The organism is Streptomyces sp. NPDC006365 (genome assembly GCF_042870755.1).
GTDB lineage: Bacteria > Actinomycetota > Actinomycetes > Streptomycetales > Streptomycetaceae > Streptomyces > Streptomyces xiangluensis.
Map to the genome: position 1 here is coordinate 258,683 of NZ_JBIAHS010000010.1, position 21,976 is coordinate 280,658.

The 21,976-nt window shown below is 69.8% G+C and carries 19 protein-coding genes; 6 read left to right on the plus strand and 13 right to left on the minus strand.

Features of this window, described 5'->3' with window-relative positions; translation table 11 throughout:
* Positions 1 to 69: 69 nt before the first annotated feature.
* Together ACFYO0_RS27125 and ACFYO0_RS27130 are read right to left on the minus strand one after the other, a co-directional pair.
* Positions 70 to 1,680, minus strand: coding sequence for a hypothetical protein (locus ACFYO0_RS27125; protein ID WP_388680946.1), 1,611 nt, complete (start codon positions 1,678 to 1,680; stop codon positions 70 to 72).
* A 358-nt stretch (positions 1,681 to 2,038) separates the two neighbouring features.
* Complete coding sequence (locus ACFYO0_RS27130) at positions 2,039 to 2,290, minus strand: helix-turn-helix domain-containing protein (protein ID WP_388680949.1); 252 nt, start codon at positions 2,288 to 2,290, stop codon at positions 2,039 to 2,041.
* A gap of 61 nt (positions 2,291 to 2,351) precedes the next feature.
* Here ACFYO0_RS27130 and map point away from each other — a divergent pair, with 61 nt between their 5' ends.
* Positions 2,352 to 3,119, plus strand: a complete 768-nt coding sequence (map, locus tag ACFYO0_RS27135; protein ID WP_388680952.1) for a type I methionyl aminopeptidase — start codon at positions 2,352 to 2,354, stop codon at positions 3,117 to 3,119.
* 1 nt (position 3,120) lies between these two features.
* Here the strand turns inward: map and ACFYO0_RS27140 are convergent, their stop codons facing one another.
* Both ACFYO0_RS27140 and ggt read right to left on the minus strand, forming a co-directional pair.
* Positions 3,121 to 5,766, minus strand: coding sequence for an ATP-dependent Clp protease ATP-binding subunit (locus ACFYO0_RS27140; protein WP_388680954.1), 2,646 nt, complete (start codon positions 5,764 to 5,766; stop codon positions 3,121 to 3,123).
* A 389-nt stretch (positions 5,767 to 6,155) separates the two neighbouring features.
* Positions 6,156 to 7,967 carry a gamma-glutamyltransferase gene (ggt, locus tag ACFYO0_RS27145; RefSeq protein ID WP_388680957.1) on the minus strand — a complete coding sequence of 604 codons (1,812 nt, stop codon included), beginning with the start codon at positions 7,965 to 7,967 and terminating at the stop codon, positions 6,156 to 6,158.
* Between the two features lie 104 nt (positions 7,968 to 8,071).
* Here ggt and ACFYO0_RS27150 point away from each other — a divergent pair, with 104 nt between their 5' ends.
* Positions 8,072 to 8,827 carry a hypothetical protein gene (locus ACFYO0_RS27150; RefSeq protein WP_388680960.1) on the plus strand — a complete coding sequence of 252 codons (756 nt, stop codon included), beginning with the start codon at positions 8,072 to 8,074 and terminating at the stop codon, positions 8,825 to 8,827.
* A gap of 116 nt (positions 8,828 to 8,943) precedes the next feature.
* Positions 8,944 to 10,527, plus strand: coding sequence for a CocE/NonD family hydrolase (locus ACFYO0_RS27155; protein ID WP_388680962.1), 1,584 nt, complete (start codon positions 8,944 to 8,946; stop codon positions 10,525 to 10,527).
* An 80-nt stretch (positions 10,528 to 10,607) separates the two neighbouring features.
* Here ACFYO0_RS27155 and ACFYO0_RS27160 read toward each other — a convergent pair whose 3' ends face one another.
* Together ACFYO0_RS27160 and ACFYO0_RS27165 are read right to left on the minus strand one after the other, a co-directional pair.
* A complete protein-coding gene (locus tag ACFYO0_RS27160; protein WP_388680965.1) occupies positions 10,608 to 11,351 on the minus strand; it encodes an amino acid ABC transporter ATP-binding protein in 744 nt (247 codons plus the stop codon).
* 197 nt (positions 11,352 to 11,548) lie between these two features.
* Entirely contained in the window at positions 11,549 to 11,986 is a 438-nt protein-coding gene (locus tag ACFYO0_RS27165) for a DUF6278 family protein (protein ID WP_388680969.1), read from the minus strand.
* 254 nt (positions 11,987 to 12,240) lie between these two features.
* Here ACFYO0_RS27165 and ACFYO0_RS27170 point away from each other — a divergent pair, with 254 nt between their 5' ends.
* Positions 12,241 to 13,956 (plus strand): SGNH/GDSL hydrolase family protein, encoded by a 1,716-nt coding sequence (locus ACFYO0_RS27170; protein WP_388681028.1) that lies wholly within the window; start codon positions 12,241 to 12,243, stop codon positions 13,954 to 13,956.
* Between the two features lie 112 nt (positions 13,957 to 14,068).
* Here the strand turns inward: ACFYO0_RS27170 and ACFYO0_RS27175 are convergent, their stop codons facing one another.
* From ACFYO0_RS27175 to ACFYO0_RS27200, 6 genes are read right to left on the minus strand one after another with little or no spacing between them, the layout of a single operon-like run.
* The gene (locus ACFYO0_RS27175) at positions 14,069 to 14,848 is read right to left on the minus strand and encodes an exodeoxyribonuclease III (RefSeq protein ID WP_386345016.1); all 780 of its coding nucleotides are present in this window, start codon (positions 14,846 to 14,848) and stop codon (positions 14,069 to 14,071) included.
* Between the two features lie 52 nt (positions 14,849 to 14,900).
* Positions 14,901 to 15,536 carry an MBL fold metallo-hydrolase gene (locus ACFYO0_RS27180; protein WP_388680972.1) on the minus strand — a complete coding sequence of 212 codons (636 nt, stop codon included), beginning with the start codon at positions 15,534 to 15,536 and terminating at the stop codon, positions 14,901 to 14,903.
* Between the two features lie 33 nt (positions 15,537 to 15,569).
* Positions 15,570 to 16,862, minus strand: coding sequence for a 4-carboxymuconolactone decarboxylase (pcaC, locus tag ACFYO0_RS27185; RefSeq protein ID WP_388680975.1), 1,293 nt, complete (start codon positions 16,860 to 16,862; stop codon positions 15,570 to 15,572).
* A 32-nt stretch (positions 16,863 to 16,894) separates the two neighbouring features.
* A complete protein-coding gene (locus tag ACFYO0_RS27190; RefSeq protein WP_388680979.1) occupies positions 16,895 to 17,122 on the minus strand; it encodes a hypothetical protein in 228 nt (75 codons plus the stop codon).
* Positions 17,119 to 18,237, minus strand: a complete 1,119-nt coding sequence (locus ACFYO0_RS27195; RefSeq protein ID WP_388680981.1) for a fatty acid desaturase family protein — start codon at positions 18,235 to 18,237, stop codon at positions 17,119 to 17,121. The genes ACFYO0_RS27190 and ACFYO0_RS27195 overlap by 4 nt, the downstream gene beginning before the upstream one ends.
* Positions 18,238 to 18,244: 7 nt before the next feature.
* Positions 18,245 to 19,300 (minus strand): ferredoxin reductase, encoded by a 1,056-nt coding sequence (locus tag ACFYO0_RS27200; RefSeq protein WP_388680984.1) that lies wholly within the window; start codon positions 19,298 to 19,300, stop codon positions 18,245 to 18,247.
* Between the two features lie 87 nt (positions 19,301 to 19,387).
* Here ACFYO0_RS27200 and ACFYO0_RS27205 point away from each other — a divergent pair, with 87 nt between their 5' ends.
* Together ACFYO0_RS27205 and ACFYO0_RS27210 are read left to right on the plus strand one after the other, a co-directional pair.
* Positions 19,388 to 20,527 (plus strand): PucR family transcriptional regulator, encoded by a 1,140-nt coding sequence (locus ACFYO0_RS27205; RefSeq protein ID WP_388680986.1) that lies wholly within the window; start codon positions 19,388 to 19,390, stop codon positions 20,525 to 20,527.
* Positions 20,528 to 20,690: 163 nt separating this feature from the next.
* Positions 20,691 to 21,008 (plus strand): hypothetical protein, encoded by a 318-nt coding sequence (locus tag ACFYO0_RS27210; protein ID WP_388680988.1) that lies wholly within the window; start codon positions 20,691 to 20,693, stop codon positions 21,006 to 21,008.
* 29 nt (positions 21,009 to 21,037) lie between these two features.
* On the opposite strand, the gene ACFYO0_RS27215 is transcribed toward ACFYO0_RS27210, so the two are convergent.
* Positions 21,038 to 21,837 (minus strand): IS5 family transposase gene (locus ACFYO0_RS27215; protein WP_388681030.1). Its coding sequence is split into 2 segments (ribosomal slippage): positions 21,038 to 21,499 and positions 21,502 to 21,837, totalling 798 coding nucleotides; the frame shifts between segments, so codons are not numbered across the junction.
* Positions 21,838 to 21,976: the final 139 nt, after the last annotated feature.

A 21,976-nucleotide genomic window follows, 5' to 3' on the forward strand; every position in this document is an offset into this window, starting at 1 on the left:
AGCCACACACAACCCGCACTCGGCCGCGAACCCAACACCCCACCCCTGTGGGCGCCCAACCGCCGAAGGTCACCCGGTGTAACCCGCGACACGCAGCGCGTGGACCAGGTCCCAGTGGCGCTCCTCCGACACGGCCTTGGCTGCCTCCAGGAGGAGAGGCGCGAGCCGCGCCGGGTCGGGAGCCGCGCTCCGGGCCGCCTCCTCGGGCGTGCGGACGCGCACGTACGCGTCGAGGAGCGCGCGGACCTCGCGTTCGCGGCCATCCTCGGCGAGCGCCAACACCGCCTCGCCGATCTCCGAGGCGGGCCGCGCAACGCCCTGTCGCAGCATCTGCCGGCCATCCGCCTGACGCCCCGCCGCCGCGAGCGCATCGGCCGCGGCGACCAGCCGGTCGGTCGGCAGCGAAACCGCCTCCCACAGCAGCGTGGCCCAGTCCGCACCCAGGCCCGCACGGTGCAGTTCGGCGGCGAGGAGGGGAAGCCGGGCCGCAGGCCAGTACGCGGCTTCGGCCAGCAGTGCGTGCGCCTCGCCGCTACGCCCCTCACCGCGCAGCCGGACAAGCCGCTCGACGGCCTCGACCGTGGCCCGCCGCGCCTCGTCGTCCAACGGCTCGCGCCGCCCCGACGGCCGCCGCTCCGCTTCCTCGGCAGCCCCGGCGTAACGGGCCCCCCGCGGGCTGCGGTCCGTGGCGGCAGGCGCGGACATGTCCGGTACGGCGCGGGGACCGGGGTCCGCTTCCATCCCGGCGAAACGGGCACTGCCCCGGGGCCGCCGTTTGGAGCGTTGCTTGGCCGCTTTGGGGGTGGGCGCGGAGGGCGTAGGGCGGACGTCGGCTGCGGAGGGCGGGGCGTCGGACGGCGCGGCGTGCTCGGGCGAGGATGGGGCGGACATCGGGGTGTCCCTGCCCAAGTCGGGCCGACGGGCGGCTCGTCGCACGGTCGAGTCCTGCCAGATGTCCGGCCAGTCGTCCTCGACCGGCTCCCGACGCTGCGCACCCACGCGTCCCGCGGCGGCACTGTCGGAGCCGTACGCGCCACCGCGCCCATGGGACGACCCCCCGTGACCGTCGTAGGACGAACTCCCTCCCCCGTCGGGCACCTCATCGACCCGGACCACACCCCCGCCGTCCCCCTGAGGGATCGTCATCGCCTCGCTCGCCTGTCCGCCCGTCGTCCGGCGGTCCAACTCGCCTATCCGGGACCGGATTTCGGCGCAGCGGGCGGTGGCGCGTTCATGGTCGTCGCGGGCCCAGGCCAGGTCGAGGCGTATGGAGTCGGCCTCGTCGCGGGAGGCGGCGGCGCGCAGGGAGTGGGTCAGTTCCGCCTGGCGTTCGGCGGCGTAGCGCTGTTCGCGGAGCATGACGTCGAGGCGGTCGCTGAGGGCGTCCCGGCCGCCGGGCCGGGCGTCGTACGCGGCGAGTGAGGCTCGGTGCAAGGCGCGCGCCCGCTCGGTCTCCTGGGCGGCGGCCCGGTCGCCGTATGCGACCGCGAGGTCCTGGAGGAGCGCCTCCACGACGTCCCAGGGCGGCACTTCCCAGCCGTCGAGACAGGCCCGCATTCCCTCGGGATCGCGCTGCCAGAACACAGCGCACCACCCGCCGCCCTGATCGAGCCGGGTCAGCAGGCCTTTCAGATACTGAGCGAACTCCCGCACCTGGCCCGGGAGTTGATCCACCGCCATTACGTTCACCCCACGCCAGACTGGAGTACTCCGATCCGGTAGAAAACACCATTCGTGTTACGGATGCGCTACGAGAGGTTTTCGAACCGGGCGCGGAGTGCTCCGTCCCACTCGCAACGTGACGTGCGCGGCTCGACCTCGGGACGCCGGCAGGTTTGTACGCGAAGGACGCTACACCGTTCCTAATCACTGAGTGGCAGTGAGTCCTGTTGTCCAGGTCTGCGCATCAGTGGCCCGCTCCGAACGGTGTTGGGTGGACCCGGCCGTCGCGGATGGGCCGGGACGGCTTCCGTCTGCTTGCGGGGTGCGGCCTTCTCTGCCCCGCGAGTCAGTGAATCCCCGGTAATCCGGCAGCAGCTCAAACCCCCGCCAGCGCGCACCTCCCCGCGATCTCGTCCATCGAGAGACCCAGCACTCCGGCCAGTGCCGCCACGGTGAAGAAGGCGGGGGTCGGGGCGCGGCCTGTCTCGATCTTGCGGAGCGTCTCGGCGGAGAGGCCCGCGCTGGCGGCGACCTCCGCCATGCTGCGGCCACCACGGGCCTCGCGCAGCAACTGGCCTAGCCGCTCGCCGCGTTGACGCTCTTCGGGGGTCAGGGGGGTGCGTACCATGCCCCCATACTAATACCGGCAAGCGGTATATTAATAGGCGCCGAGCGGTATAGTAATTGGCATGGTGGAACTGAAGACGGATACGTCTATCGACGCGATGTACGAAGCGGGTCAGGTCGTGGGCCGCGCCCTCACCGCGGTACGAGAGGCCGCTGACGTGGGTGTCTCGCTGCTGGAGCTGGACGAGGTCGCCCATGATGTTCTGCGCAGCGCAGGCGCCGGCTCCCCCTTCCTCGGCTATCACCCCTCCTTCGCCCCCACGCCCTTCCCGGCGGTGCTGATCACCTCGGTGAACGACGCGATCGTGCACGGCATCCCGACCGGCTACCGTCTGCGCGACGGCGACCTGCTCTCCATCGACTTCGGTGCCGAACTGGGCGGCTGGGTCGGCGACTCTGCTGTCAGTTTCATCGTGGGCAGGCCGCGCGCCGCCGACGTACGCCTCGTGGAGACCACCGAGCGCGCGCTGGCGGCGGGCATCGAGGCGGCCGTCGTAGGCAACCGCATCGGCGACATCGCCCACGCCATCGGCACGGTGTGCCGCGCGGCGGGCTACGGCATTCCGGACGGCTTCGGCGGCCACGGCGTAGGCCGCCGCATGCACGAGGACCCTCCGGTCCCGAACGAGGGCCGTCCCGGCCGTGGCCTCCCTCTCCGCCACGGCATGGTCCTGGCCATCGAGCCCATGCTCATCGCCTCCGGCGCAGACGACTACCACGCAGCCTCGGATGGCTGGACCCTCCGAACCAACGACGGCTCCCGTGCGGCCCACGCCGAACACACCGTGGCCATCACAGACTCGGGGCCACGAGTCCTGACGGCCCGGTAGCTCAGCCTTCGGCCTGGCCGGTCTCCCCGGTGCTCTCGTCGGTGCGGAACACCGGTTCGCCGTACTCGACGTCCACCGTGACCCGGCTGCCTGCCGTGAGCCGGCCGTCGAGGAGCAGACGGGACAGCCGGTTGTCGATCTCCCGCTGGATGGTGCGGCGCAGCGGCCGGGCGCCGTACTCGGGCTCGTGTCCACGCTGCGCGAGCCAGTCGACGGCCCGGTCGGTGAAGGTGACCGCGACGTCCCGGGCGCGCAGGCGGTGCCGCGTCTGATCCAGCAAGTGCTCGGTGATGCGATGCAGTTGCTCGCTGGTGAGCTGCCGGAAGACGACGACCTCGTCGATCCGGTTGAGGAACTCCGGTCGGAAGTGCTGTCGCAGCGGGCGCAGGATCTGCTCACGGCGGGCCTGCTCGTCGGCCTCGGCGTCGCGCGCGGCGAACCCGAGGCCGGCGCCGCGGCGGGTGATCGCCTCGGAGCCGAGGTTGCTCGTCATCACGATCACGGTGTTGGTGAAGTCCACCGTGCGGCCCTGGGCGTCGGTGAGCCGGCCGTCGTCGAGCACCTGCAACAGGATGTTGAAAACATCGGGGTGGGCCTTCTCCACCTCGTCGAGCAGGAGCAGCGAGTACGGATGCCGCCGTACGGTCTCGGTGAGCTGTCCGGCCTCCTCGTGGCCGACATAGCCGGGCGGGGCGCCGACGAGCCGGCTGACGGTGTGCCGTTCCTGGTACTCGCTCATGTCCAGGCGCACCATCCGCTCCTCGCTGCCGAACAGGGCCTCCGCCAGCGCGCGGGCCAGCTCCGTCTTGCCGACGCCGGTGGGGCCCAGGAAGAGGAAGCTGCCGATCGGCCGGTCGGGGCTCGCGAGACCGGCCCGGGAGCGCAGGATCGCGTCGGCCACCACGCTGACGGCCTCGTCCTGTCCGACGACCCGCTGGTGCAGATGCTCCTCCAGGCCGAGCAGCCGGTCCTTCTCCTCGGTGGTGAGGCTGCTGACCGGGATGCCGGTCTGCCGCGAGACCACCTCGGCGACGGCCTCGGCCGTAACCTCGAGCTGCTGCCCCTCGTCGGCCTCCCCGTCGCGCCCGGCGTCGATCTTCGTCTTCAGTTCGCTGATCCGGTCGCGCAACTGCGTGGCCTGTTCGTACTGCTCGCTCGCCACCGCCTGGTCCTTGTCCCGGGTGAGCTGCTCGACCTCGCGCTCCAGGGCGCGTACGTCGGTGCCCTTGGTCCGGGCGCGCAGGCGCACACGGGCGCCCGCCTGGTCCATCAGGTCGATGGCCTTGTCCGGCAGATGGCGGTCCGTGATGTAGCGGTCGGACAGCTCCACGGCGGCGACCAGGGCCTCGTCGGTGTAGCGGACCTGGTGATGGGCCTCGTACCGGTCGGAAAGGCCGCGCAGGATCTCCAGCGCGTCCGACGGGGAGGGTTCGGGGACCAGGATCGGCTGGAACCGGCGCGCCAGGGCCGCGTCCTTCTCGATCCGGCGGAACTCCTCCAGCGTCGTCGCGCCCACGACGTGCAGCTCGCCGCGGGCCAGAGGCGGCTTGAGGATGTTGCCCGCGTCCATCGAGCCGCCCTCGCCGCCGCCTCCGGCGCCGACGACGGTGTGCAGCTCGTCGATGAAGACGATCAGCTCGTCGGAGTTCGTACGGATCTCGTCGACGATGTTGGTCAGCCGCTCCTCGAAGTCACCGCGGTAGCGGGTGCCGGCGACCACGCCCGAGAGGTCCAGGGCGACGACCCGCCGGCCCGTGAGGATGTCGGGCACGTCGCCGTCGGCGATGCGTTCCGCCAGGCCCTCCACGATGGCGGTCTTGCCCACGCCCGCGTCGCCGATCAGAACCGGGTTGTTCTTGCCGCGCCGGGACAGCACCTCGACGGTCTGCTCGATCTCCATGTCCCGGCCGATGACCGGGTCGATACGGCCCTGCCTGGCGAGGTCGGTGAGATCCCGGCCGTACTTGTCCAGGGTCGGGGTGGGGGAGGAACGCGCCCGCTCCGGTTGCGCCGGGGCGCCTGCCGCCGGGGCGGAGCCCTCGGGCGGGAGGGGGGAGGGGCTGAACCGGGCGGCGTTCAGGATGTGGCCGGCGGCGGAGTCGGGGTTCGCGGCGAGGGCGCTGAGGACGTGCTCGGGGCCTATGTAGCCGACGCCTTCCGCCCTGGCGAGGGCGTGGGCGTCGAGGAGGGCGCGTTTGACTGCGGGGGTGATGCCGAGAGGGGTGTGCGGGCGGTCCTCGGCTCGGCCGTCGGGTCGGTCCTCGGCTCGGCCGTCGGGTCGGTCCTCGGCGCGGTCGGGTGACTGGTCGCCGGGTTTGGCCGCGGACTGGTTGTCGCCCGGACCCACGCGTTCGTCGATCTCGGTGGCCAGCGCGTCGGGGTCGGCGCCGGCTCGGGCCAGCAGGCTGCGGGTGGGTTCGACGGCGAGGGCGGCGCGCAGGAGGTGCTGGGTGTCCAGGTCCGTGCTGCCGTGTTCGGTGGCGTACGTCGCGGCGGTGGCGACCAGCTGGCGCGCGGGGCCGCTCATCAGCCGGCCGATGTCGATGTGCCGGGGGGCGGGGCGGGGGCCGCCCCCGAAGAAGCGTGCGAAGAATTCTCCGAAGGGGTCCGGGCCGTAGCCCTGCGGACCTGGGAAGCCGCTGGTCATGGCCATCCGTTCCGGCGCCCCCGCTGCGCTTGGCTTGGGCCGGCCGGGGCGCGCTTGCGATCGACTGCCGTCCGGGCTCGCGAGTGCCCATGCCTCCGTCGGTTACACGTGGGGTTCGTTGTCGGGTGCGGGTTCGTTGTGGTTGCTCCCCTTGCTGCTACAGGGCGCGGGTGACCTGAGACAGAATCTGAGCGGCGGGCATACGACGCACCGGCCCAGGCCCCCTCCCGCCGGTGGGCAAGTGCGGGCACGGGGTAGCCGGCGGCTCCGGGTGCGCCCCTTCAGGGGCGCACCGCTGTGACATATGCGGCTCCGCCGCGGGGCACGACAAGCCACGACGGACCCGCACTCGCCCATGAACCGAACCGACCACCCCGTGGGCGCCCCGCTCAACCGCCGGAGGCAGTCGGTGTCACCACCATCGCCGAGCCGCCCCCGCGCCGTACCGTCTCCGCCGCCGCCAGCCACTTCCCGTTCGGCAACCGCTGGACGCCCGTCGCCGCGCCGATCTCCCGGTTCTGCCGGAAGCCATGGCCGATCGACTCCAGCTGTGTCCTCAACTCGCTGTTCCACAGGCCCGGTTCGAGCTCGGTGGTCGTCTGGTTGCGCTGGCTGGCGCGCGGGGCGGCGATCGCGTCGACCAGCGGAAGGCCACGGTCGACGAAGCCCGTCAGCGTCTGCAGCACCGTCGTGACGATGGTCGCGCCGCCCGGCGAACCGAGCGCCACCACGGGCTTGTTGTGCTGGTCCAGCACGATCGTCGGCGAGATCGACGAGCGTGGCCGCTTGCCCGGGCCCGGCAGGTTCGGGTCGTGCACGTCCGGGCTCGCGGGCGTGAAGGAGAAGTCCGTCAGCTCGTTGTTGAGGATGAAGCCACGGTCCGGGACGGTGATGCCGCTGCCGCCGGTCTGCTCGATGGTGAGGGTGTACGCGACGACGTTGCCCCACTTGTCGGCCGCCGTGAGATGCGTGGTGTTCTCACCTTCGTACGTCGTCGGCGCCGCCGCACCGCCCGAGGAGCAGGCCGCGGGGTTCCGCGGATCTCCCGGCGCCAGCGGGCTCTTCAGCACCGTGTCGTCCTTGATCAGGCACTCCCGCGAGTCGGCGTACTTCTGCGACAGCAGTTCCTTCGTCGGTACGTCCTCGAAGGCGGGGTCGCCCACCCAGCGCCCCCGGTCCGCGAAGGCGATACGGCTCGCCTCGATGTAGCGGTGCAGGTACTGGACGTCCGAGGCCTTCGAAAGGTCCGTGTTCTCAAGGATGTTGAGCGCTTCGCCGACCGTAGTGCCGCCGGAGGAGGAAGGAGCGATGGAGTAGACGTTCAGACCGCGGTATTTCGTCTTCGTCGGGGCCTGCCGCTTCGTCTCGTACGCGGCGAGGTCCTTGAGGGACAGTTCGCCCGGGCGTGCGTTGCGTCCCGAGGCCGAGTCCACGGGCGGGTCGTTGACCGTGTCGACGATGTCGCGTGCCAGCTTGCCGTGGTACAGCGCGCCGACGCCCTCGCGGCCCAACTCCGCGTACGTGCGCGCCAGATCGGGGTTCTTGAACGTCGAGCCGACCACCGGCAGTTCGCCGCCGGGGAGGAACAGCTCGGCCGTGTCGGGGAAATCCTTGAAGCGCGCCTGGTTGGACTCCGTCTGGGAGCGGAAGGTGGGGTCGACGGTGAACCCTTCGCGCGCGAGCCGCTCGGCGGGCTTCAGCAGCGGGCCGAGCCGCTTGCTGCCCCAGGCGTCGAGCGCCGTCTGCCAGGTGGCGGGCGTGCCGGGCGTCCCCACGCCGAGACCGCTGGTCACCGCGTCGGCGAACGGGATCGGCTGCCCGTTCTCCAGGAAGAGCCCCGAGTCGGCGGTCTGCGGTGCCGTCTCGCGCCCGTCGATGGTGTGCACCGTACGGGACTTGGCGTCGTAGTAGACGAAGTAGCCGCCCCCGCCGATGCCCGAGGAGTACGGCTCGGTGACGCCGAGCGCCGCTGCCGTGGCGACGGCCGCGTCCACCGCGTTGCCGCCCTTGCGCAGGACCTCGATACCGGCGGCGGACGCGTCGGCGTCCACGCTCGCCACGGCCCCGCCGTATCCGACGGCGACCGGCTCCTTCTCGGGCGGCGCGCCCGCCGACGCGGACGGGGGTGCCGCCGCTCCGACCGACACCACGGCGGCCGAGACCGCCAGGACCGCGAGCTTCCGTCTGACCGGACGACGCATCCCTACCTCCAGTTGGCAGCCGTGTGCGCAGCGTACTTCTTTGCCATGGTCCCGTCAGGCACTCATCGAACAGCGTTCCGGCGCGCCCGCTACCATGCGCGCCCATGAATGACGACGTGCGCAACATCGTTCTGGGCGTGGCCTTGGCCGTCATCGGCGCCGCGCTCGGCTGGCTCGCCCGTACGTACCTGTGGAAGCGCAAACTCCGCCGTAAGCAGGCGTTCTTCGGGCTGCCCGAGAACTCCGAGTCGCTGCTGGTGGTGAATCGCGATGCGGGCGGCCCGGATCTCACGGTCGTGCGCCACGATGTGGCCGCGCTGCTCGAACTCTCCGCGCTGATCAAGGATTGCGGTGCCCACTCCCAGCTCGTCGCCCACGACGCGACGCAGCAGGGTTTCGGGGAGCGTACGGAGTTCTGCGTGGGCCATCCCTCGGCGAATCGCCGGATGGCCGCGCATCTGCACTCGCTGCTGCCGGGCATCCGCCTCAACACGGACCCGGAGCCGGGCCCGGACCGCGGCGCCTTCCAGATCGGCGGGGAGACCTATCGCCTTGAGCCCGGCAAGAGTGAGTACGCGTTCTTCGCCCGGCTCACCGCAGGGCAGGGCCACACGACGAGACCCGTGTTCGTCTTCTGCGGCCAGCGCGCGATCACCAACCAGGCGGCCACCCGCTATCTCGCCCGCCATCATGAGCGGCTGGCGCGCAAGCACGGCAACAACTCCCTCGTCCTGCTCCTGAAGGTCGTCAACTCCCAGGCGTACGGCTCCGATGTCGTCGAGCTCGTCGCGGACGTCACAAAGGCCGCGCAGGCGCCGTCGCCGGAGGCGGCTCCCCAGAAGGGCCATCGCGCCTCCTAAGTCCCTACACATTTCAACGATCGTTACTCGCACGTAACTTACTGACGGGTTACCTGCGGTAAGAGGCAGCGGTTACCGTCGGGTCACTTTGCACTGACACGAGTGAGGAGTGACCCGTGGGAAGCCCTCGCAAAACCCTGCGTACCACCGCAGTCGGTGCCGTTTCGGCGACCCTGCTCGCCGGCACGGCCCTCGGAATCGCCCCCGCCGCACAGGCGGAGCCCGCCATGTCGGCCGCGGCCGGCGTCCGGTTCGTAGACATCGCCGGAGACGGCGGCACCACCCTCAAGGCCAACGCCGTCACCCCCACGGACGACGATGGCACCCGCCGCTACCCGCTGATCGTGCTGCCGACGAGCTGGGGCCTGCCGCAGGTCGAGTACCTCGCCCAGGCCCAGAAGCTCGCCAACTCCGGCTATGTGGTCGTCAGTTACAACGTGCGCGGCTTCTGGCAGTCGGGCGGCCACATCGAGGTGGCGGGCCCGCCGGACATCGCCGACGCCTCCAAGGTGATCGACTGGGCCCTCGCCAACACCCCGGCCGACGCGGACCAGGTCGGCATGGCGGGTCTCTCGTACGGCGCGGGCATCAGCCTGCTCGCCGCCGCACACGACAAGCGCGTCAAGGCGGTCGCGGCACTCAGCGGCTGGGCCGACCTGATCGACTCGATCTACTCCGGCCGCACCCAGCACTCCCAGGCGGCGGCCCTGCTGGACGGCGCGGGCAACATCACCGGCCGCCAGAGCCCCGAACTCAAGCGGATCTTCAAGGACTTCTTCGCCTCCAACCTGGCCAAGGAGCGGGAGCTCATCGCCTGGGGGAAGAAGCGTTCCCCCGCGACGTACGTCGACCGGATCAACGCCAACGGCACGGCGGTCATGCTCGCCAACGCCTGGGGCGACACGGTCTTCCCGCCCAACCAGTACGCCGACTTCTACGAGAAGCTGACCGGCCCGAAGCGGCTGGAACTGCGCCCCGGCGATCACGCCACCAACGAGGCGACCGGACTGCTCGGCCTGCCCAACGACGTGTGGACCGACACCGCCCGCTGGTTTGACCACCACCTCAAGGACGCAAACAACGGCATCGACCGCGAGCAGCCCGTCCGGCTCAAGTCCCGCTCCACAGGTGGCTACGAGGGCTATCCCGACTGGAAGTCGGTCACCGCGACACGGAAGAAGATCGACCTCGCGGGCACCACCACGATTCGCGCGAACGTCAACTCCGGCGCGGACGGCGGGACCATCTTCCTGTCCAGCATCCTCGACCAGGTGGCCCAGCTGCCCCCGATGGCCTCGATGCCGCTCCTGCCCCGCCGGTACGCCGCCGTATGGCAGTCGGAGAAGTACAGGAGCGCCCAACTGGTGCGCGGGACCACGAAGCTGCACACCACGGTCACCAGCACCAAGGAGAGCGGCACCGTCGTCGCGTACCTCTACGACGTGGGCCCGCTCGGCATCGGCAAGCTGGTCAGCAACGCGCCGCACACCTTCCACGGGCAGACGCCGGGCGAGCCGTTCGGTGTCGACCTGGAGCTGTTCTCCACGGCCTACGACGTCCCGGCGGGGCACCGTCTCGCTCTGGTCGTCGACACGGTCGATCCGCTCTACATCGAGCACAATCCGACCGGCGCGCAGCTGACCTTCTCCTCACCCGCGGCCGACCCGTCGTACGTGTCGGTCCCGCTGCGCGAGCAGTGATCTCCGGCTGCTGCCGGTCGGGTCATCGCCATCGCCCCTGAGTTACCGCTCCCCCAGGGAGTTCCTGAACGCGTCACCCGTCAGTGCTTGAGGATCTTGGAGAGGAAGTCCTTGGCACGGTTGCTCCGCGGGTCGGTGAAGAACTCCTCGGGGGTGCGGTCCTCGACGATACGGCCGTCGGACATGAACACGACGCGATCGGCGGCGGAGCGGGCGAAGCCCATCTCGTGGGTGATGACCATCATGGTCATGCCCTCGCGCGCGAGCTGCTGCATCACCTCCAGCACCTCATTGATCATCTCCGGGTCGAGGGCCGAGGTCGGCTCGTCGAACAGCATCGCCTTGGGGTCCATGGCGAGGGCGCGGGCGATGGCCACGCGTTGCTGCTGGCCGCCGGAGAGCTGTGCCGGGTACTTCGGGGCCTGATCGGCGAGGCCCACCCGGTCGAGGATCTGACGCGAGCGACGGTCGGCCTCTTCCTTCTTGCGTCCGCGGACCTTCACCTGCCCCAGCGAGACGTTCTGCATGACCGTCTTGTGCGCGAAGAGGTTGAACGACTGGAAGACCATCCCGATCTCCGCGCGGAGCTTCGCGAGGTCCTTGCCCTCCTCGGGCAGCAGCTTCCCGTCGAGCTTGATCTGCCCCGACTGGATCACCTCGAGCCGGTTGATCGCCCGGCACAGCGTCGACTTACCCGATCCCGAAGGACCGATGACCACGACCACCTCTCCCTTGCCGACGGTGAGATTGATGTCCTGGAGGACGTGCAGATCACCGAAGTACTTGTTGACGTCATGCAGCTCGATCAAGGGTTCGACAGCCATGCCCGGCCCTACTCACTCTCAGCTGTGTCGCGGTGGCCGCAAACTATCCAGACAGAAGTGCACCCAATGTACGACACGCACCTTTCGGGCATAAGCCCTATTTACCGCCGGCCGGTGCGACAGGGGCTGCGGGGGTGACGGGGACCGCTGGGGTGATGGACACGCCGGGGATGATGTGCGCCGAGGACGGCGCCGGGTTACGCCTCCGAGACCTCGCCGTACAGCTGGGAGAGTTCCGGTACGCCGCTTGCCGCCCACTCGTGCCCGGCGGCGACGACGTCGATCTCCCGGCCGGATTCCAGTCGTATCACCGGCTGGCCATTGGGCCACAGCTGCCAGGTCGCGCCGGGGACCGTGCGCAGGATGACGGTGCCGAGATACAGGCCGGCGTCGTTGCCGAGCCAGGGCAGGCTCTCCTCGTCGTCGCGCCAGCGCGGCAACAGCTGGTCGAGCGCCTCCAACGAGGCCGGGGAGTCGTCGAGTTCGATCCCCGCCCGGTGCGCCTGGGAGCGCAGCAGTTCGCACTCGGAGAGAAGCTCGGCCACGCCCTCACGATCGCTTTCGCTGTCGGAGAAGACAGCGACTCTGGCGGGGTCTCGCTTCTTGCGCCAGTTGCCCAGGAACGAGATGTTCATACTCCCAGCCTGTCATCCGCATCGCCCGGCGCACCACAGGGCACGCTGGGCCGCTTGTTCCAGGGGATTTCGCCCGGAGTTCGCGCGTCGATCATTGACGGGTCCCTGACGTCTCCTTAGCTTCGCGGAGCACCTGTGGTCTCGCAGTTGTCGTGTCACATCTGTCGTCTCGCATGTGTCGTCTTGTCGGCAAACGGGAGGAGTCGGTCGTGCACCGACGTGTCTGTGGTCCGGCCGTCGCTCTCGCTCTCCTCATGATGGCGGTGCCGACGGCGTCCGCGAAGGCCGGGCTGCCCACCCGGACCGAGCCGCTCCCGCTGGAGCGGCTCTTCGACAACACGGCCGTCAGCGACGACACGCGGCCCGGCCAGGCGGACTTCGACGGTTCGGGCGGCTCCCTGTCGGCTCGGGACCTGACCGCCGCGGGCTGGACGCCGGGCCGCACACTGACCGTCCAAGGCGCCCGGCTGACCTGGCCGCGCAGGGCGGCGGGCCAACCCGACAACGTGCGCGCCGACGGCCAGTCGGTCCGGGTCCGCGGCCGTGGCGACGCCCTCGCCTTCCTGGTGGCAGGCACGGCCGGCGACGCCGCCACGGGCACGGGTGTGGTGCGGTACGCGAACGGCTCGCACTCCACGTACCGGCTGACCGCACCCGACTGGCGCCGCGGGCCACTCGCCACGAAGGCCGTGGCACTGCCGCACGTCAACACGCCCGGCGGCCAACTCGCCGAGAAGGCACGGCTGTACGTCGTGACCGTGCCGCTCGCCGAGGGACGGGACGTTGCCTCCGTCCAGCTGCCGCGCAATGACGACCTGCATGTGTTCGCGCTGTCGGTACGCGCCGACTCACCCGGTTGGACGGGCAGTTGGGCCACTTCCACCTCCGGGTACGGGGCGGTCGGGCCCTGGACGGACCGGACGCTGCGCCTCGTGGTGCACACCTCGGCGGGCGGGCCGCGTGTACGGATCCGGCTCGACAACACCTTCGCCGCCGCGCCCGTACGAATCGGCAGGGCGACGGTGGCGGTCCAGGCGTCCGGCGCGAGCCCGCGGAGCACTCCCGTGCCGCTGTCGTTCCGGGGCGCCGCCGGGACCGAAATCCCCGCGGGGGCACAGGCGTTCAGCGATCCGCTCGGCTTCGACGTGCCCGCGGACGCCAATCTGCTCGTGAGCCTCCATCTGCCGGGAACGGTGACCGCTGCGCCCGTGCACAGCCTGGCCGTTCAGCGGTCGTACCTCAGCGGGCCGGGCGACCATGCCGCGGACGCAGGCCCGGACGCGTACACGTCGACGATCAGCAACTGGCCCCTGCTGACCGGTGTGGACGTGGGCGGCGGGCCCGGTTCCGTGGTGCTGCTCGGGGACTCGATCACCGACGGCGAGAAGTCGACGCCGGACGCGAACCTGCGCTGGGGCGATGTGCTCGCCAGGCGGCTGCGGAACCAGGACGTGGTCCCGCACTACGGGGTCCTCAACCACGGCATCTCGGCGAACCGTGTGGTCACCGACCGCTACCCCGGCGACGGCGTCTCCACCGACATGGGCGGCGTGAGCGCCGTGAACCGCCTCGATCGTGACGTCCTGGCCCAGACGTCGGCCCGTACGGCCATCGTCTTCCAGGGCGTCAACGACGTCCGCTGGGGCACCGGCGCGGACCAGGTGATCGCCGGGCTGCGCGAGATCGCCGACCGGGCGCACGCGCGTGGGCTGCGAGTGCTGGCCGCGACGATCGTTCCCTGCGAGGGGGAGGCGCGGTGCACGGCAGCCGCCGATACGGAGCGCTCCGCGGTGAACGGGTGGATTCGGGCCAGTTCCTCGTTTGACGGGGTGCTGGACTTTGATGCGGTGTTGCGGGATCCGGAGCACCCGTCCCGGATGCTGCCGGTGTACGACAGTGGGGATCATCTGCATCCGGGCAATGCGGGGCTCGCTGCGCTGGCGGAGGCTGTGGATCTGAGGTTGCTCTAGCTGCGGCGCCGCAGCGCCGCTTCGCGGAAGGTCGTGGAGGGGCTGCGGGCCGTCCGTGGCTGGTCGCGTAGTTCCCCGCGCCCCTTTGGGGCGCGCCCCTGCGGGGCGACGGCTACACGTCCAGGTCCACTACCACCGGAGCGTGGTCGGACGCGCCCTTGCCCTTACGCTCCTCGCGGTCCACGTACGAGTCTGTGACCGCCTTTGTGAAGGGCTCGTTGCCGTAGACCAAGTCGATGCGCATGCCTCGGTTCTTGGGGAAGCAGAGCTGGCGGTAGTCCCAGTACGTGTACGGGTGGTCGTACTTGAGGGGGCGCGGGACCACGTCTGCGAGGCCTGCTTCGCGGAGGTCGGTGAGGGCGGCGCGCTCGGCCGGGGTGATGTGGGTGGAGCCCTCGAAGGCGGCGATGTCGTATACGTCGTCGTCCGTCGGTGCGATGTTGTAGTCGCCCAGCACCGCGAACGGGCGGCTGCCGCCCGCGTCGCCCGCGACCGCTGCCTTGAGGGCCTCGATCCACTGGAGTTTGTAGGCGAAGTGGGGGTGGTCCACCTCGCGGCCGTTCGGCACGTACACCGACCAGACGCGGACCGGGCCGCAGGTCGCGGCTATGGCGCGGGGCTCCTGGACGCCGTCGTAACCGGGGTCGCCGGGCAGGCCCTTGACCACGTCTTCGAGGCCTGTGCGGGAGATCACCGCCACGCCGTTCCACCGGCCTGTCGCGTGCACCGCCGACTCATAGCCCAGCTTGGTCAGTTCGTCGGTGGGGAACTGCTCGGCGGTGGTCTTGGCCTCCTGGAGGCACAGCACGTCGGTGCCGCTGCTCTCCAGCCAGGCCAGCAGCCTGGGGAGGCGGGCGGTGATCGAGTTCACGTTCCAGGTGGCAATCCGCATGCCTCACAACCTACCGGGAGGGTCTGACAACGGACCCGCGGGAGGCTTGCGCTCAGAGTTCGGCCGAGGCGCCCGGCGTCAGCCGCAGGTGCTCCGCGCCGCCCAGGCCGCCGATCTGCCGGTCGTAGATCGGGCGGGCGAGGTCGGTGAGGAGGGCGTCATGTATGTCGTACGCGCGCTGCGGCTTGACCTCGCGTACGTACTCGATGACCTCGGCGATCTTGTTCCAGGGGGCCATCACCGGGAGCATCAACGTCTCGACCGGCTGGTCGGGGACCGTGAGGGCGTCGCCCGGGTGGAAGACGCGACCGCCGTCCACGAGATAGCCGACGTTGGTGATACGCGGGATGTCGGGGTGGATGACCGCGTGCAGTTCACCGTGGACCTGGACATCGAAGCCCGCGGCGGTGAAGGTGTCGCCGTGGCCGACGGTGTGCACACGGCCGGGGAACGCCGCCGCGATCCGGTCGGAGACGGACTTCAGGGTCCACAGCTCGGCGCCGGGGTTGGCCTCAAGACCCGCCCGTAGGCGGCCCTCGTCGAAGTGGTCGGGGTGCTCGTGCGTGACCAGGATCGCGTCCGCTCCGACCGCGGCGTCCTCCTCGCTGAAACCGCCGGGGTCGATGACGAGCGTGCGCCCGTCCTTCTCGAGCCGGATACAGGCATGCGACTTCTTCGTGAGCTTCATGGGTTCCATCCTGCCCCGCCCCCTGGAGCGGGCTCACTCCTGAGGCGTGGTCTCCTCGCGGATGACCTTCTGCGCCACCTTGAAGGCGCTGTTCGCCGCCGGTACGCCGCAGTAGACGGACGCGTGGAGGAGTACCTCCTTGATCTCGGCCGGAGTGAGGCCGTTGCGGAGGGCGGCCCGGGTGTGGAAGGCGAGTTCCTCGAGGTGGCCGCCCGCGACGAGGGCGGTGAGCGTGACACAGCTGCGGGAGCGTCTGTCCAGACCGGGCCGGTCCCAGATCTCGCCCCATGCGTAGCGCGTGATGAACTCCTGGAAGTCCCCGGAGAACTCGTCCGCCTGGGCGAACGCCTGGTCCACATGCGCGTCCCCGAGCACCTCACGACGGACCTTGATGCCCGCGTCGTACGGGTCGGGCCTGCCCAGGGCCTCGGGCTGCTCGGCGGCGGCGATCTCGGCGACGGGCGCGACCGGCGGCGCCGCGGCCAGGACCGGCTTGACCGGGGACGCCGCGATCGCCATATGGCCGGAGGTCGTGTCGAAGGCGGGCTGCCAGGCGCTGGTGAAGTGCCGTACGAGGAGGTCGGTGACCGCGGCGGGCTGCTCCACGGGGACCAGGTGCGAGGCGCCGGGCACGACCGCGAGACGGGCGTCCGGTATTCCGGCGACCAGGGTGCGGGCCTCGGCGGGGCCGGTGACCTGGTCGTCGGAACCGACGAGAACGAGCGTGGGCACACCGACCCGGCCGAGTTCGGGGCGTACGTCGAAGGAGGCGAGGGCCTCGCAGGCGGCGATGTAGCAGCCGGGGTCGGTGGTGCGCACCATCTGCACGGCCCACTCGGTGATCGCGGGCTGGGCGGCGGCGAAGCCCGTGGTGAACCAGCGCTCCGGGGACGTACGGGCGATCGGGTCGAGGCCGTTCGTCCGTACGATCACGCCGCGCTGGCGGAACTCGTCGGCCGTGCCGAAACGCGGTGAGGCGGCGATCAGGGCGAGCGAGGCAACCCGCTCCGGGTGGCGCAGGGCCAGCTCCGTACCGACGGCGCCGCCGAGCGCGCAGCCGGCGTAGCCGAACCGCTGGACGCCGAGCCCGTCGAGCGTGCCGAGCAGCCGGTCGGCCAGGTCGTTGACCGAACCGGCGGGGTACGCGGGCGCGCCGCCGTGGCCCGGCAGGTCGAACCGGAACACCCTCCAGTGCTTCATCAGTTCCGGGACCTGCCGGTCCCACATGTGCCAAGTGGTACCCAGGGAGGGACCCAAGATCAGGACCGGAGCGTCTTCTGGCCCGTCAAAGCGGTATTGCAGGGTGTTCGGTGGTGTCTCACTCACCCGCCTGAGCCTCTCATCTGTCACGACAGCCCCTATGAGCGGGGGTCTGGATGCAGCTGTTTGACCAGGTGGCAGACCTCCCGGGCCGCGTAGCGTTTGAGGCACCGGACGATTTCGCGCCGGGTCTTGCCCTCCTTGATCCGGCGCTCGTAGTAGTCCTGAGTGCGCGGGTCGACCCGCAGACGGGTGAACACGATGCGATGGAGCGTGGCGTTGGCCTGACGGTCGCGGCCGCGGTTGAGACGACTACCGGGAATCATGCCGCGACGAGCTCCTGCTCGCGAGCCGGCGTTTTGACCTTGGGCTTCTTGTTCGGCAGCGAGAGCCGGAAGACCTTGCGCCACGCGGAGAACACCTGCTTGGGCAGCGGCCCGGTGACGTACTCCAGCTCGTACTTTTCGAACAGCGCGCGCACCTTCACCGCGACCTCGGCGTACCGGTTGCTGGGCAGGTCCGGGAACAGGTGGTGCTCGATCTGGTGCGACAGGTTGCCGGTCATGAAGTGCATGGCCTTGCTGCCGCTGATGTTCGCCGAGCCCATCATCTGGCGCAGGTACCACTGGCCGCGCGTCTCGCCCTTGATCGACCGGCGCTCGAAGACCTGTACGCCCTCGGGGAAGTGCCCGCACATGATCACCGAGTGGGTCCAGATGTTGCGGACCAGGTTCGCGGTGAACGTGGCGGCGAGCGTGGTGAGGAACGACGGGCCCGACAGCAGTGGGTGGATCACGTAGTCCTTGAGCACCTGCTTACGGATCTTGCGGCCCACGGCCTTGGCCCGCGCGCGGAACTCCGGGTTCTTGCGGCGGTGCTTGTGCAGGTTCTTGCCGAGCTCCAGGTCGTACGCTGCGATGCCGTACTCGAAGAAGCAGGCGTTGATGAAGTTCCACAGCGGTTGGCCGAGGTGGAACGGGTGCCACTTCTGGTCTTCGTCGACGCGCATGATGCCGTAGCCGAGGTCGTTGTCCTTGCCGATCACGTTGGTGTACGTGTGGTGCAGCTCGTTGTGCGAGTGCTTCCACTGGTCGGCCGGCGAGACGTGATCCCATTCCCAGGTGGTGGAGTGGATCTTCGGGTCCCGCATCCAGTCCCACTGGCCGTGCAGGATGTTGTGGCCGATCTCCATGTTGTCCATGATCTTCGCCACGGACAGGCCGGCGGTGCCGATCAGCCACGCGGGCGGGAAGATCGAGAACAGCAGCACGCCCCTGCTGACCAGCTCGAGCTTGCGCTGCGCCGAGATGACCTTGCGGATGTAGGTGGCGTCTTTCTCGCCGCGGTCGGCGATCACCTCGTCGCGGATCGCGTCCAGCTCGCGGCCGAGCTCCTCGATTTGCTCCGCGGTCAGGTGGGCGGTGGGGTCGATGGCGGTCAAGGTGCTCCTACCGTTCGATGTTGCAGGGGCCCGCCGCGGCGGACACGCAGGTCTGGATGAGGACGCCTGGCTCGGCCTCGGTGATCTCGCCGGTGCGCAGGTCGCGGACGGCGCCCGCCTTGAGCGGCGTGACGCAGCCGAAGCAGATGCCCATGCGGCACCCGGAGGGCATGAGCACGCCGGCCTCCTCGCCGACGTCCAGCAACGGCGTGGCGCCGTCCGCGTCGACGGTCTTGCCGGTGGTGCTGAAAGTGACCTCGCCGCCGTCACCGGCGACGACGATGCCGGGGCGGAAGCGTTCGGTGTGCAGGCGCTCTGGGACGCCGTGCTCGGTCCAGTGCTCTTCGGCGGCGTCGAGCAGGCCCGCGGGCCCGCAGGCCCAGGTCTCGCGCTCGGCCCAGTCGGGCACGAGTTCGTCGAGACGGGCGATGTCGAGCATGCCGTCGGTGTCGGTGTGCACCTCGGTGAGCCGCAGCTTCTTGTCCGCGACCAGGTCGTGCAGTTCGTTTCGGAAGATCACGTCTTGCGGCTGTGGCGCGCAGTGGACCATGACGACGTCGTCGAACTCGGTGTCGCGCAGCATGCCCATCACGGGCGTGATGCCGCTGCCGGCCGTCAGGTAGAGCACCTTGGCGGGCTTGGCCTGCGGCAGCACGAAGTCACCGGTCGGCTGGTCGAGCTGGATCAGCGTGCCCGGTTTCGCCCTGCGGACCAGGTGGTTGCTGACCTTGCCGTCCGGGATCGCCTTCACGGTGATCGTGACGCGGCCGTCCTGGCGGTTTGCCGGTGAGGTGACCGAGTAGGCACGCCACAGGCGCACCCCGTCGACGTCGACCCCGATCCGCACGTACTGACCGGCTGTGTGGCCGCGCCAGCCCCGTCCCGGCCTGATCACGATGGTCGCGGCGTCACGCGTCTCGGGGTGCACGGCCTCGATGCGCCCACGCAGGTCAGCGCCCGCACGCAGCGGACTGACCAGGTCGAGGTAGTCCGACGGCAGCAGCGGCGTCGTGACCATCTCCAGCAGTTTCCACGCCCTGCTGCGGAGGGCTGCACTCGTCATGACTCCAGCTTGCTGCGCCTCAAGGCGTAAAGTCCTGACCGCAGGACGTGAATCTGGTCGGCTGAATTGTGCGCAGGGAATAAAAACGTGAGCCATGCAATCCGGAGGGCCAGTGAACTGGCCCTGGATGAGACGACGGTCACCGCACTTCGGGCCGCGCTGAAGACCACCGCCGACGAGGTCGTCCAGGCGATCATCGACGAGGTCCCTTCCTACGCCAACGCCCTTTCGGGCAGCATGGGCGGCACCATCCGCCGAGCCGTCCGCACCGCCCTGGGGCACTACCTGGACCTCGCGAGCGGGAACGCCACAGGCGGCGACGCCGGTGACGCAGCCTACGAGTTGGGCCGTGGCGAGGTGCGCGACGGCCGTTCGATGGACGCCCTGCTCAGCGCCTACCGCGTCGGCGCCCGCGTGGCCTGGCGATGCCTGGCAGCGGGTGCCGTACCCGCGGGTCTGCCCGCCGCCGAGGTCGCCAAGTTCGCCGAGCTGACCTTCGCCTACATCGACGAGCTCTCCGCCTCGAGCGCCGCGGGCCACGCCGACGAACTGGCCGCCCGGGGCAGGGCCCACGAGCGCCACCTGGAACGCCTGGCCCGCGACCTCCTCGCCGGCGCGAGCCCGGACGTGCTGCTGGCCTCTGTTCAACGGGCCGGGTGGCAGCCTCCGGTTTCGCTGACAGCGGTCCTGCTGCCCGCCGCCCAGGCCCGGCCTGCCTACCGCGCGCTCGACCCGAGCACCCTCGTCCTCGACGATCTGCCGGATGCCACCGGTGTGCTGCTCGTCCCCGATGCCGACCGATCACATCTCTTGAGGCAGCTGACCGACCGTACCGCCGTGGTCGGCCCACCCCGGCCATGGACTCGTGCGTCCGCCTCGTACGCACGAGCCGTACGCGCGCGCTCCCTCTCCTCTGATATTCGCGACACCGAGGACCACCTGCCCGAGCTGGTGCTGAGCGCCGACGTGGACGCGTTCGCCGACCTGCGTGCCCGAGCCCTCGCACCGTTGCGGACCTTGCCTGTCACAACCGCGCGGCGGCTGGAGGAGACGTTGCGGGCCTGGCTGCTGCACCAGGGCAGGCGGGATGAGGTGGCGGCGGCGTTGTTCGTCCATCCCCAGACTGTCCGATACCGGATGTCGCAGCTGCGGGAGCTGTTTCCGGATCTCGCATCGCCGCACCGGGTCCTTGAACTGACGCTGGCGGTCGGTCTTCGGGTCAGCTGACGCGTTCTTCGACCGTCCAGGACCGCGTCCGCGAGCGGTCCAGGAATCGTGCCTCGTCCTCGGTGCCCCCACGCTGTTACTACCTTTAAGACGCCATCTCATTTGGCTGTGCTCAAGCTGGCTGGGTGCGCATCCGATTTGTAGGGTGCGCCATACTCCTCGAGTGACTGCGCTGATCGGCCCCGTGATCCTCTTCGATGACGATCACCACATGTACGTCCTCCAGGATCGAGCGGCCGCCGAGGCGTGGTGGGAGATGCCCGACGAGTACGTCTGCGGGTTCGATGGCTTGGCCAGACCGTTGCGCTTGACGGGTGAGCCACATCAGGTCACCCTCGAACTAACGGGTGATGAACCGGCCGAGGCAGACCTGCGTCGTCTCGTGACCGACCACTACCGGCGGTTCCTGCAGGGGCAGGCGCCGCCTCAAGCGTCCGACCTTTCAACGTTCGTGGCGGGGCTGCCTGTCGAGGGCTCGTAACGCCAACTCGCTCGTCCCGCACCAGCGAATCAGGAGGCGAGTCTGCGGTAGCAGATAAGGGTGCAGGCGATGCTGGTGAAGGCCAGGAAGTGCTCGGCTTTGCGTTCATAGCGGCGGTGGAGGCGGCGGCAGCTGGCGAGCCAGGACATCGTGCGCTCGATGGTCCAGCGGTGACGGCCCAGTCGTTGTGAAGTCTCGATGTCTCTGCGGGCGATGCGGTGGGTGATGGCACGTCTGCGTAACCATCGCCGCAGGTGGGAGTAGTCGTAGCCCTTGTCGGCGTGGAGCTTGCCGGGCTTTCGTCGGCGGCGCCCTCGACGGGAGCGGATCGGCGGTATGCCCTTGACCAGTGGGATGAGGGCTTGGCTGTCGTGAAGGTTCGCGCCGGAGATTCCCACAGATATGGGCAGACCGGTCCGCTCGGTGATCAAGTGGATCTTTGAGCCGTACTTGCCCCGGTCGACAGGATTCGGACCTGTCAGGTCCCCCTTTTCATCGCCCGCATGTTCACCGAGTCGATTGCGCAGCGGGACCAGTCCACCTCGCCGCGGGAGCCCAGTTCATCGAGGACCAGGCGGTGAAGCTTGGCCCACACCCGACCCTTCGACCACTCGGAAAAGCGCCGATGGGCGGTCGCTCCGGACGGTCCGAACGAAGCTGCCGGCAGCTGCTGCCAGGTGTAGCCCGACGTGGCCACAAACACGATCGCTGCCAGCACTTCTCGATCGCCGTGCCGACGCCGTCCACCGCCCTGGGGCCGCGACGGTGCCTCAGGCACCACCCGCTGAAACAGTTCCCACAGCTCATCCGGCACCAGCCGCTCAACGATCCCCACCACGGCTGAAAGCCTATCGTGGCGACCAAATGAGATGGCGTCTAAGTGAGCGTTTGGTTCGCCTATCGAATAGTTCATGACGATTTTCAGCGGCCAGACACGAACACCGAACCAAGTGAAACGCCGGAAAAAC